This is a genomic window from Paenibacillus sp. OV219 (genome assembly GCF_900110075.1).
In the GTDB taxonomy this organism is placed as follows: domain Bacteria; phylum Bacillota; class Bacilli; order Paenibacillales; family Paenibacillaceae; genus Paenibacillus_Z.
The window spans coordinates 405,286-416,651 of record NZ_FOCJ01000005.1 but is presented as its reverse complement, the minus strand read 5'-3'; the positions used below and the strand labels follow the sequence as shown (position 1 = coordinate 416,651).

Annotated in this window: 10 protein-coding genes, 3 tRNA genes, 1 rRNA gene and 1 riboswitch; of the genes, 7 read left to right on the top strand and 7 right to left on the bottom strand. The window is 47.9% G+C overall.

The window, feature by feature from the left end:
* From BMY11_RS15730 to BMY11_RS15715, 4 genes are all read left to right on the top strand, one after another.
* Positions 1–84: ribosomal RNA gene (locus BMY11_RS15730) — 23S ribosomal RNA — on the top strand; the annotation flags it as partial.
* A gap of 81 nt (positions 85–165) precedes the next feature.
* Positions 166–241, top strand: a tRNA-Thr gene (locus tag BMY11_RS15725).
* Positions 242–281: 40 nt separating this feature from the next.
* A tRNA-His gene (locus BMY11_RS15720) sits at positions 282–357 on the top strand.
* A 27-nt stretch (positions 358–384) separates the two neighbouring features.
* A tRNA-Gln gene (locus BMY11_RS15715) sits at positions 385–459 on the top strand.
* A 149-nt stretch (positions 460–608) separates the two neighbouring features.
* Here BMY11_RS15715 and ade read toward each other — a convergent pair.
* The gene (gene ade, locus BMY11_RS15710; RefSeq protein ID WP_090577804.1) at positions 609–2,357 is read right to left on the bottom strand and encodes an adenine deaminase; all 1,749 of its coding nucleotides are present in this window, start codon (positions 2,355–2,357) and stop codon (positions 609–611) included.
* Between the two features lie 57 nt (positions 2,358–2,414).
* A riboswitch (purine riboswitch) is annotated at positions 2,415–2,514 on the bottom strand.
* A gap of 122 nt (positions 2,515–2,636) precedes the next feature.
* On the opposite strand from ade, the gene BMY11_RS15705 reads away from it, so the two are divergent.
* From BMY11_RS15705 to BMY11_RS15695, 3 genes are read left to right on the top strand one after another with little or no spacing between them, the layout of a single operon-like run.
* On the top strand, positions 2,637–3,020 hold the full coding sequence (locus BMY11_RS15705) for a VOC family protein (RefSeq protein WP_090577800.1): 384 nt from the start codon (positions 2,637–2,639) through the stop codon (positions 3,018–3,020).
* Between the two features lie 23 nt (positions 3,021–3,043).
* Positions 3,044–4,057 carry an aminoglycoside phosphotransferase family protein gene (locus BMY11_RS15700; protein ID WP_090577797.1) on the top strand — a complete coding sequence of 338 codons (1,014 nt, stop codon included), beginning with the start codon at positions 3,044–3,046 and terminating at the stop codon, positions 4,055–4,057.
* Between the two features lie 12 nt (positions 4,058–4,069).
* On the top strand, positions 4,070–4,699 hold the full coding sequence (locus BMY11_RS15695; RefSeq protein ID WP_143069282.1) for an AAA family ATPase: 630 nt from the start codon (positions 4,070–4,072) through the stop codon (positions 4,697–4,699).
* Here the strand turns inward: BMY11_RS15695 and BMY11_RS15690 are convergent.
* The 6 genes from BMY11_RS15690 to BMY11_RS15665 all read right to left on the bottom strand — a co-directional run bounded on the left by BMY11_RS15690 (position 4,689) and on the right by BMY11_RS15665 (position 11,194).
* Positions 4,689–5,048, bottom strand: coding sequence for a YheC/YheD family protein (locus BMY11_RS15690; RefSeq protein ID WP_177182671.1), 360 nt, complete (start codon positions 5,046–5,048; stop codon positions 4,689–4,691). The genes BMY11_RS15695 and BMY11_RS15690 overlap by 11 nt on opposite strands.
* 878 nt (positions 5,049–5,926) lie before the next feature.
* Positions 5,927–6,355, bottom strand: a complete 429-nt coding sequence (locus BMY11_RS15685) for a hypothetical protein (protein WP_090577788.1) — start codon at positions 6,353–6,355, stop codon at positions 5,927–5,929.
* A gap of 79 nt (positions 6,356–6,434) precedes the next feature.
* On the bottom strand, positions 6,435–8,321 hold the full coding sequence (locus BMY11_RS15680; RefSeq protein ID WP_090577785.1) for a metallophosphoesterase: 1,887 nt from the start codon (positions 8,319–8,321) through the stop codon (positions 6,435–6,437).
* 165 nt (positions 8,322–8,486) lie between these two features.
* Positions 8,487–9,407 (bottom strand): ABC transporter permease, encoded by a 921-nt coding sequence (locus tag BMY11_RS15675; RefSeq protein WP_090577782.1) that lies wholly within the window; start codon positions 9,405–9,407, stop codon positions 8,487–8,489.
* On the bottom strand, positions 9,404–10,291 hold the full coding sequence (locus BMY11_RS15670) for an ABC transporter permease subunit (protein ID WP_090577779.1): 888 nt from the start codon (positions 10,289–10,291) through the stop codon (positions 9,404–9,406). The genes BMY11_RS15675 and BMY11_RS15670 overlap by 4 nt, the downstream gene beginning before the upstream one ends.
* A gap of 147 nt (positions 10,292–10,438) precedes the next feature.
* Entirely contained in the window at positions 10,439–11,194 is a 756-nt protein-coding gene (locus BMY11_RS15665; protein WP_090577776.1) for an SDR family NAD(P)-dependent oxidoreductase, read from the bottom strand.
* Between the last annotated feature and the right edge of the window lie 172 nt (positions 11,195–11,366).

Sequence of the window (11,366 nt, the reverse complement as noted above, 5' to 3'; positions counted from 1 at the left end):
AAGACGATCAGGTTGATAGGTTCGAGGTGGAAGCGCGGCAACGTGTGCAGCTGACGAATACTAATCGGTCGAGGGCTTATCCTAAATAAGTGAAATCAGCTAAAGCAAGAAACCTTCGCAAAGGTTCGTATCCAGTTTTCAAGGTGTTAATTACCTCAATACTATGCCGGTGTAGCTCAGTTGGTAGAGCAACTGACTTGTAATCAGTAGGTCGTGGGTTCGACTCCTATCGCCGGCACCATTTTCCGAATGCTTAGAAATACATAATACACTTCATTATGGCGGTCGTGGCGAAGGGGTTAACGCACCGGTTTGTGGATCCGGCATTCGTGGGTTCAAGTCCCATCGGTCGCCCCATAATAATCATTAAGATTAGCGAAGTGGTGGGGATTAGCCAAGCGGTAAGGCAACGGACTTTGACTCCGTCATTCCTAGGTTCGAATCCTAGATCCCCAGCCATTACATCGCGAATTTTGATTTCATAGTGAATCGCCTAACCTTGCTTATGCAAGGTTTTTTTGTGTTTAATGACTTTTTCTAAAATACAGGAAGCGCAGCCCTGATGGGCTGCGCTCTTAGCGTTCTTTTTTAGCGTAACTGCAACGGAATTATGCCTCCACCTCAATATGTGAGAACGAAGTGAAATCGAACAAGCCTTTATCCGTCATTTTCAAGCTCGGAATAACAGGCAATGTTAGAAAGGATAAGGTCAGCAAAGGGTTAAAGTTTTGTGAAGCGCCGATCTCAGCCATGGCAAGGTTCAGCTTCTTCAGCCCTTCGTTTACTTCCTCATATGGACGGTCGGACAGTAGGCCAGCAATCGGTAATGGCAGGGATGCAAGCACTTCATCGCCTGCAACGACTGAGGCTCCACCGCCGGTGCGCGTCACTTCTTCTATAGCCGCCAGAATCTCCTCGTCGGATACTCCGACAACAACGATGTTATGGGAATCATGCGCAACGGTGGTTGCGATCGCACCGCGCTTCAACCCGAAGCCTCTAACGATGCCGACGCCTACATTGCCAGTTGCCTGATGACGTTCGATGACGGCGATTTTGAGCAAATCGCTGTCTACAGATGGTGAGAACATGCCGTCCTTCACCTCCACTTGCTCGATCCGATGATTAGTGACAAGTGAATTCGGAATGATCTCGATGACATGGCAACGATCACCTTTTAGTGGAATCGTAAGGTGGCTCTCCTCAACCTGATGAACGTTCAGTACGGGCAGCTTTCTGCTCAAGCTGACTGACTTCGGATCTTCCATCGGAAAAGCTTCTTCCACCAGTTTGCCCCCATCCACGACGCAGCGTCCGCGTTTAAATACCTGGTGAATCTTTACTTGCTCCAGATCGTCGAGCAGCAGTAGATCGGCTTGATAACCTGCTGCAATGGCACCATGCTCTCGAAGACGGAAGCATTCCGCCGTATTAAGTGTCGCCATTTGAATTGCAGTGATAGGATCGAGACCTTTAGCCACAGCGCGCCTTACAATATGATCAATACTGCCTTCACTCAGTAAATCGTCGATTAGCTTATCGTCGGTAACGAACAGACAGCGTCTGGAATTCCTTGCCGTTATGACCGGCAACAGCGCGTCGAGATCCTTGGCAACTGTGCCTTCACGGATCATCAAATACATGCCGAGATCGAGGCGGTCTTGTGCCTCCTGCAAGCTGATGCTCTCATGGTCGCTTCGGATGCCAGCAGCCATATATACATTCAACCCGTCACGGCTAATCCCGGCAGCATGACCATCTATTAGAGCGCCAGCTTCATGAGTGACAGCCAGCTTATTCAACATACGTGTCTCCGTATTCGCTACAGAAGGATAGTCCATGACCTCGGCCAATCCGAGCACGTTCGGATGTTGGAAGAATGGCATTAGATGCTCCGCATCGAGCTGGGCGCCATTACTTTCAAACGGGGTTGCCGGCACGCAAGAAGGCAGCATGACATAACTGTCGAACGGCAGGCCTTCAGCAGCATCGAGCATAAACTGAATTCCGTCTGATCCTGCGACATTGGCAATTTCATGGGGATCTGTTACGACAGTCGTGACCCCATGCAGAAGCAGCACACGGGCAAATTGTTGCGGCGTGAGCAAAGAGCTCTCGATATGTACATGACCGTCGATGAAGCCTGGCACGATATATTTTCCTTGAGCGTCTATTGTTTCTTTTCCTTCATACTTGCCGATTCCGGCAATCATCCCATCTGCAATTGCAATATCGCCAAGCATCAGCTCTCCTGTAAATACATTAACGATACGGCCGTTACGGATAACGACATCCGCTGGCTCCTGATTGCCAGCGACTCGGATACGCCGACGGAAATTTGAACGGTTCTGCTCCATCATTCACACTCTCCTGTTTCGATAGACAAATAAAAAATCCCGATCACAAAAACATGTAAGTTCGTTACACATTTTTGTAATCAGGATTTTACGGCTCCTGGTAGAGACCCTCAAACCATATTATTGAGGTTATACAATTGGTTATTAAGCTGTTGTCATTATACAGCTAGCGGCGGCATGGATCAAGGGGAGATCTTTACGTGTTAGGAATGAATTGGGAGGAGTGTCTTTTGCAATGTCGAAATTACATATAAAGTAAATATATAGGAGGAGAAACTAATGCTAACAGCACTTGAACATGTTCAAATTCCTGTAAAACAGATGGATCGAGCGATCACTTGGTATACCGAGCAGCTCGGCTTTCAATTAAGCAGCCGCGACGGAGACTGTATCGCGTTTCTTACTTTGCCGGAAGGTCCGATTCTTATGTTATGGCAGACGAACGACGAGATGACGAATGCACAATTTACTGTAAATGGAACAGAGTTTCCGACGATGTTATATCGTACGACGCAGATTCACGAGCTTTATAATAAGTTAACTAACTTAGGTGCTCAAATACAGGTATATCAAGACGACGGATTCGCTTGGGTGCTTAAATTTTATGATTCGGAAGGGAATCTGTGGGGAGTCTTGCAATTCAATCAGCAGGATGAGAATTAGAATCAGGAGGCAACAAGTAGATCATGGACACACGACAAGCAAAACAATTAATTACGGAGTGGGCAATAGCAAACGCCAATTTGCTTGGCCTTGTTTCGAATAATCATATCCAGGCGTCGTATATTTATAATCCCGGAGGCTTCAATAACCTATCTGTCCGTTTGACAGACGGTAGAACCCAGCTTCACGTTAAGCTAGTTCTTCCTCACAAGTCTGAGCGACTGCAGCAGTGGGCTCGCGTCAGTGATTATCTGACTGAACACTATGCTGCGCCAAAGTTAGTCCACGAGATAGACAACGAGATCGTGCCCGGTTATCCATATGGACTTGTGTTTGAATATATCGAAGACGCGACACCACTTGCGGAAGCACGATTTTCCGAGGATACGTTGATTCGTGTTATGGAGACCGCCGCGAAGCTACATCGCGACGATCATTTACGCCGAATGCTTCCTAATGCGGATAAACGAAGCTATGTGGAGGCATTCGAAGAAGAGTATATTTCTAGATTTATGGAAGATCTCGACGGAATCCTTGGGTCGCGTGAGCTGCTCAAGGATTTCGTGTCAGATGAGACAATTGCGTGGTTTGGTGAAGAGATTGAAAGGCTGAGAGAAAGAGTGCGGCAAACACCTGCATTTCTACACCCTGCGACAGATGTTGTACATAACGACTTGAATGGCAATAACGTTCTGACGTGTGGCGAGGGGGGCGGCTTTCGTATCATCGACTGGGATGAGCTACACGGATATGGAGATGCTGCAATGGACTACTCGGTACTAATGTGGCCGTTCGCGCAGGGTCCGTCGTGGCCGAGTTGGAGAGAGAAAGTGCTGGCGTTAGCAGATGTTGATGTGCTTCAGCGATTAGAGCTGTATTTTCGAGCGAAGCTGCTAGACGACGTTATTGATGTGCTGGCCGATTATGTCGAGGCAGAGCAAGTATCAGAGCATCGGGAGAATGCCCAAGCGAAGGCAAGAGCGATTCATCTGCGTTCGTATCCGCAATATCTTGCTAAATATGGTTTAAAGAAGTGAGGGGTCAATCTGATGCATTCCTCAAAGATTATTTGTATATGCGGACCATCGGGAGCTGGAAAAAGCACGCTAATGGAACGAACGGTCCAGCAGCTTGAAGATTCGGTTAGTTTTTATTTTGATGCATACACATCTACTATAGTTTCTCCCGATCCAGTTGACGTGTTTCAAAGGTTAGTGGACGGAATCGTAACTGATCCACTCGATATTGTCAGAAATGAGATCAGGAATGATAAATTTATTGAAGATCTTCAATCGCTATATGATGGAAATGAGATTATTGATCCGTGGAATCGTAGATTGAAACCGGCGAAATATATTATCGTGGAAGAGCCATTCGGTAGATTGAGAGAGGGCATGAATGAGTTAATTCATACGGTGATCTGTATCGATATTCCGCTTGAAATATCACTTTGTCGAAGATTGATTCGGAACCTCACCTACGACTATATCAATGAGCCTGTTGATGCGAGGTTAGAGCATGTACTGGGCTATATAAAGGGTTATCATGATGGAGAAGGGATGGCCATTCGTTTATTGCATGAGAAGTTGAAAGAGACATCGGATTTACGATATGACGGATTAAAGCCTAAGGATGAGCTAGTTAATAATCTTCTGGCATATATAAAGGCTATTTCTTAGGAGAAAGTAATCTCAATAAATCGGATGTGCTCGTCTCTATCCCAATTGAATCACATGCTGCGTGGAGGAGCGTCGTCTCCTCTGCTTGAGTATTTGGCGGTTCTTCGGAGATAGCTTGCGCCAAATAACCGGCATACTCCAGTGGTCGCTGAAAAATACGAGTTGAGAATGCAACTCCGGGAATATCGTTGTATATGCTTTTGTGCGGCTTGCCGTTAATTTCAATAATCCATAATTTGTCTTGCATATCGAAGACTAAGTCTACGCTTAATTCTCCGAGCAAACCCAGCTGTTCCTCAGCTTCATTTGCGGCCGCCGTTGGCTCCGTCGCTTGCAGATGATATTTCACTTGGAACGATATTGAGCGGAATTACCACCGGTTTATCCATACCTGTTACGGCAGAAGCGCCTTTTGATGGTGTTCTCCGCTACAGCGACGGGCGTAACCTTAATAAACACCGTTGCTGGTTATGCCAGTGCTGGGCTTGCGCTTAGTTAAGGGAGATTCATCAGAATTAACATAGTATCAGACCAATCTAAGATTACAGACTAGCAGCGAAGGCCTATTGGTTTGCGCTTTTCTGATTGTTTAGAAGAATTTGTATTAAGTGAGCGGGCATCTTTTCAACTACTGTGAAAAATAAATTTCGAACCTTTACATATCATTTCGACGGGGCATAGGAACTGAGAGTCGGATTTTCGATCTCTCGGAGCAAAACTGCCGCTGTTCTTGAACTGAGAGTAGTATTTTGCGATTCTCAGAGTTTCAAAGCATCATTTTGATGGGGGCATGGGCACTGAGAGTCGGATTTTCAAACTCTCGTAGCAAAACTGCCGCTGTATTTGAACTGAGAGTAGTATTTTGCGACTCTCAGAGTTCCGAGCAGCTCCAATTGGCAAACGTGGAGGAACCAGTGATCTCCGAGAGAACGTATACGGTCTCTTATCGTGCAAATAGCATGAATCGGTGGCTGTGAGATCCAATATGATCTCTCAGCGCCGTAACCTAAGTTACAAGGAGGTTAGAGAGAGCTGAGAAAGCAAATATGATCTCTCAGCTTCAGAATCGCGCCAAAAGTCGGCTGAGAGAACTTATATGATCTCTCAACTCTACTTTTTGCTCGGAGAGAGGCATTTGCCTCTTTCACTGCTAATTTACAATAACGGAATACCCCCTCGCGATATGGCGAGGGGGTATTCCGTAAATTATCTAATGCTTGCCTCACTTCACCCCGTATAAGCGGATGCGTTCAAGTTCTCCGGGCCAACGCGGCCGATGCCTTCGGAGCGTGCGATTGCGAATAAGGTGTAAGGAAGCAAGCCGGACACCGGCGCAGGCACATTGTAATCGGATGCCGAGAAGGCAACAGTGTGGATGCCAGATTCGAACGAGTTCAACGACTTGAAGATGAGCAGATCATTTATCGTAAGTCCTCGAACCATATAAAGCTCAAGCAAGAAGGAGGTCGGAAAATCCGTCGGCAGGGCAGCACCGACCATTCCCGTTAATTGAACCCGGATGACGCCAGGTGTAGCAGGCGGAATAGTGAGGCCTACCTGCCCGACAAGCACAGGGGTATCGAGCGGAAACGTATCAAACTCATCTAGAACAGTGGTGATATTGCTCGATGTGCGTGCATCGATAAGCTGACCCATCGTATCACAATCCTTTTCTACTACTTTATGCAACTCTAATAGAGAAGGGGTGGACATGCGGGGCAATTCCGCTTATCGCCTAGTGTTCTTGGGCAGCTAGAATGCAGATCGGCTCTTCTATGAGTCTCGGCTCTGTAGCGGCTCGCTTCCCTACAGGCACATCTGGTTCCAGCATCGGACCATAATCGGCGCGTTTTGCAGGCTGCTTCCATTTGCGCGTTATGGTGCGAATACCGATCGGGTAGATGGTCAGGTCGCCGTTCTTCGCAATGTGAATGCGAAGGAAGTTCTTGTAATCCTCATTCTGAATAGCAGAGAACGCTTCGTTAGCATGCCGTCCAAACCAATTTAACGAAATATAGAGGTAGATACCCATAATGATGGAACCGATGATCCAGCCGCCGTATGCGATGAGGATACCGGATAGCAGCAGGGCGCCGAGGCCCCAAGAGAGATGGAAAGTACTACTAGCCAGATAGCTCGCACCGCAGCCGATAAAGAACGATGCAGTCAAATGGATCGCTCCATGAAGGGGGCCGGCGATCCACTTATAGACACGCGAATGGGTATCCGTGAACAGCCAGAAGCCGGCTAAGACGATGAACATCCAAATGAAGGCACTAGGTGAACGACCGATTTCTGTCAAGGAAGTGGACACTATAGCGGTATAACTAGCAGATTGGGGAGGATATGTATGAACGGTCTGGATGGAACTGCACACAAGCAAATATAGGATCGCGGTTACGATGCCGAATAACGGGTTTTTCCAAGCGAACAGGAAGTTCTGCCAGGTTAATCTTCTTGACTCCGACTCTGATGGGAAATCCTGCTTCCGCTCAAATTCGAGCGGCTTCTCCTCGTCAAAGGAGGTTCCTGATATAAACCTATCTCGAATGTCATGCGTGGGATGAAGGAACGCGCCGCCACCGCCAGCCGTAATCTTCTCGATCTTGAGGCTGTGATCCTCCGCGCCGCCCGCGAGCTTAGGTACATACTCGAATCTGCGGTAATGATGTGAATCGCCTGCGAGGTAGACATGGATGCCAATATGGCGCTGCTTCAGCATTTTCTCCAAGTATGCGAGGTTGTTCTCATTGTAGACGGGGTCATAGTCTTTGTACTTATGCTTATACACCCAATAGGGCTCGGCGTTGCAAAGGATAACCCGCTCGCTCGGGTCGATCTGCGCCGCGACTTGCTCGAAATAGCGTACCTGCTGCTCATCGATATCCGAGTTCAGTTGAATGTCAGTGCCGAGCAGCCACCAGCCATGCGGCAGCTTGAGGGCAAAATAGCTCCGCCGCTGCGGCGCTTGCCAGCCGTTGAACCACTTGCGCGCAGAGAAAATACGCGAGAAGGCGATTAATCCGTCGTACCAGTCGTGATTGCCCGGAATCGCGAAAACATGCGGATGAGGGTCGCTCGTGAAGCCTTGCGCCATATGATAGGGAGCAATCAGCCGCTTAATGTAGGTTTCGCTGTTTGCAGTCGGATAGACCTGATCACCGCCAAAGATAAGTAAATCGCCGCGTTTTGTCGTATGCTTCGGACCACCACTATGCCTTGCGCCATTCTCAGTTTGCAGTGTCAATTCAGGCCGAGTCAGAGCATAGGCAACGGAGTAAGTGGAATTGAAGCCGTCGCCGACGTCGCACACATAATCAATCCAAATTTCATCCCGATCTTGATGCGCATTTGGGATGTAGAAGCCGTCTGCATCGGTCATAAAGCCGCCTTTGCCATCAGGCATATACTCCTTGACATAATCATTAATTTGCTCTGCATGCTGGTTATTGAACGCTTCAATAAGACGATAGTCCGAATAGCGGCCGAACAAGGTGGAAAGCACGGTTCTGGTGCCGGTTACGATGAGCTGTGCGGGGTTGAACCATTCGACCATTCGGGGCCTTACACTCGGCTCCCGAATCATTTTCTCGACAAGTTTCTGCACTTTCCCGCTAATCATACGATTCTCCTTCCCGCGATACGAGACCTAATAAAGCGATCTAGGCTAGGTGAAATTTCCAGATTATCTCTAGCTATTATCGCACAGCGCATTTGCAGATCACGTCGAATGGCGCTTACGCATACAACAAAGGCTGCCATTGCTGGCAGCCTTCTGTTTGAGCTATTAAATATGCGAGAACTTGGAAAATTTCTGCTTGTATACCTGCTCAAGTCCTATGGAGATAAGATGGAACCCGAGGATGAAGACAATGTAAGCGACAAGCGGAATGAATAGAACCCATTGATAGATAAATAGATAGTCTCGTGCTTGTCCAATCAAGCCGCTCCATTCATTCGTACGGCTCACATACTGAACGGGATCGAAGTACTTCGTCGTCCCTCCTACGAATATATTGAAGATCGCAAGCTGGCCGAATAGGCTGAGCGAAAGTACGATTTCCTGTACGAAGAGGATGAGGAAGCTTTCTAGCAGATGCGGGAAAATATGTCTGCGAATGATTGTAAAGTGGCCAGATCCGATTGATTTGGCCGACAGAATGAACTGCTTTTCCCTTAGAATCATTGTCTTCTCTTTCATCGTGGACGCAACAGTTGGAATACCTACGAGCGTCAGAATGACGGCAAGTATGGTTGTCATATAGAATGGAGATGCCGCTGGGTTCATCGTAATGCCGATCATAATCATCCATACGATAATGAAGATCGGGATGCCGTTCAGTATGTTCCAGATCGGAAGCTTATCGGTCCGAGCAGGCTTTGCTTTGCTCATATAGCCGAGGGACAAGCCAATGATTCCGCCTAATAGAAGGCGAGCAAGGGCTACAACAAGCGATACGAAAATCGTATATTTTGAACCGGCTAGCAGCTTCGCCAGCATATCATAGCCTTCCTTGTCCGTCCCAAGCGGATACTGCTTGATAGGCGGAATGGGAGGTACCGTGAGTTCACCATTACCATTCTCATCTACCACATATGTGACGCTCTGATGCTCATCGAGACTGTGCGGAGCAAAATATTGGCCGAAGAAGGACGTTGCAATCATGAGGACGATGATAATGAGTCCCGCCAGTAAGGTTTTGTTCATCGTACAATCACCTTCTCTGCACCATAAATAACGAGTCGAAGCATGCTGTAAACAATCGCATAGAGCAGAAGCAGTGTTAGAATGCCATTCACAACAAGGCTGTATTGGTAGCCATCAAACGCAAAAGCGTTGGAGAATACGAGCATGGTAACGCCGCCAAGATTAAATAGATATTCGAAAATAAACAAGTTTCCGAACAAGATACCCATAAATTTGTGCAGATCAGCTTTGACGAAAGGCAGCACATTCGGTAGTGCGTGGTAGAAAATAATATACCGCTTGCCAAGACCTCGAGCCTTTGCAAAGTTGATGTAATCCTCTGTTAAAGTATGGCTCATGTGCAGCGCGACATTGCGAATCATATAATTCGCAGGAATAATAATCGTCGAGATAAGCGGCAATGCAATCGCGGGATCATCCGTCGAGAAGCTAGCAACGTCAAAGATGACAAAGCCGGTCTCTGAGGCGATGAACACTATGAGAAATTGCAGCAGAATCACAATAACAAAGTCAGGCAATACAGCCGTCAACTCCAGAACCCGCTTCAGCCATTTGATGCGGGATACAGCGAAATAGACGCCGAGCAGGACGCCAAGCGTCGCGCCGATGATACCGCCAACGGTGATGTAGAAGAAGGTGACCGAGAAGCTGCTACCAATCTGATCCCAGAACGAATGCTCTGTTTTGCCAGATAGATAATGGAACGATTGACCGCTCCATATTCCTTTCATATACTCGCCAATAGTTGAGAAGCCGCCTGACCAATTAAACGATAGTGCGCCTTCAAAATGATCCGCTTGGAGCACGACGGGAAACATCCCAAATAGTAGAACGAATAGCAAAATACCGGGTAAAAGCAACGTAATTTGTAATCCTTTCGGCATGCAAGGGCTTCCTTTCAATCAGAGTGACTGGTAGATTTAGCGTACATTTTCTAATATTTCACCCTATTAAGTATAGCCCTTTGTTAGGTATATGCAAGACATCGCGCGATGGAAGGAAATTACAGTATCAGCTTGTGGCAACAATGGTTATTCGAGATAAATCATTTTGCGTGTCATGCCACCGTCGATGACAAGATTCGTTCCGGTGACAAAATCATTCGCAGGGTCGGTGAGGTACATGCACGCTCTGGCGATGTCATCTGGCTTCCCGACTCGACCAGCAGGGTGCTGCGAATGGTCTTCGGGGCGAAGTTGGCTGTAATCACCTGTCTCAATCCAGCCCGGGCTGATTGCGTTGACCCGGATGCCATCAGGGCCGAGCGAAGTGGCAAGTGCATGCGTCAGCGAGAGGATGCCGCCTTTGGACGCCGCATACGCTTCCGAGTTCGGCTCTGACATGAGCGCGCGAGTTGAAGCGATGTTGACAATCGCGCCGCCGTCGACATTTCCGCGCATGAGTTTAGCGGATTCTCTCGCGAATAGGAAGCTTGCTCGCAGGTTGGTGTTGATGACGTAGTCCCATTCGACGACGGATAGGTCATAGACAGATTTCCATGCGCCTAGTCCTGCATTGTTGATGAGCACATCCAGCCGGTCCGATTGCTCACGCAGCCAGGCGAAAAACGCTTCAATCGCGGAAGCATCGCTTAGGTCGAGTGCGTGAGTTAGTGGTATTTCATGTCCATCTTCAGCTCGAATGAGCTCGGCAGTCTGCTCCAGTGATTCGCTGTTCTTATCAATAAGGACGGTGCGCGCTCCTTGCTCCGCATAAGCTAGCGCTAACGTTCTGCCGATGCCGCTCCCCGCGCCGGTAATGAGCACAACTTGCTTGTTCGCTTTCATTCCAATCCCTCCAAATCACATGTACGTATATGATCAGATATACATGGCAGAGAATGGAATGTCAAATGCATGTTCGATGTATAAAATTTCAGCGTTGCCGGGCATACTGCTACTGTCAATGGTTCTGAGTAAGGACGTTGACGTGAGGATATGGACGGCAGACATTCTTTGG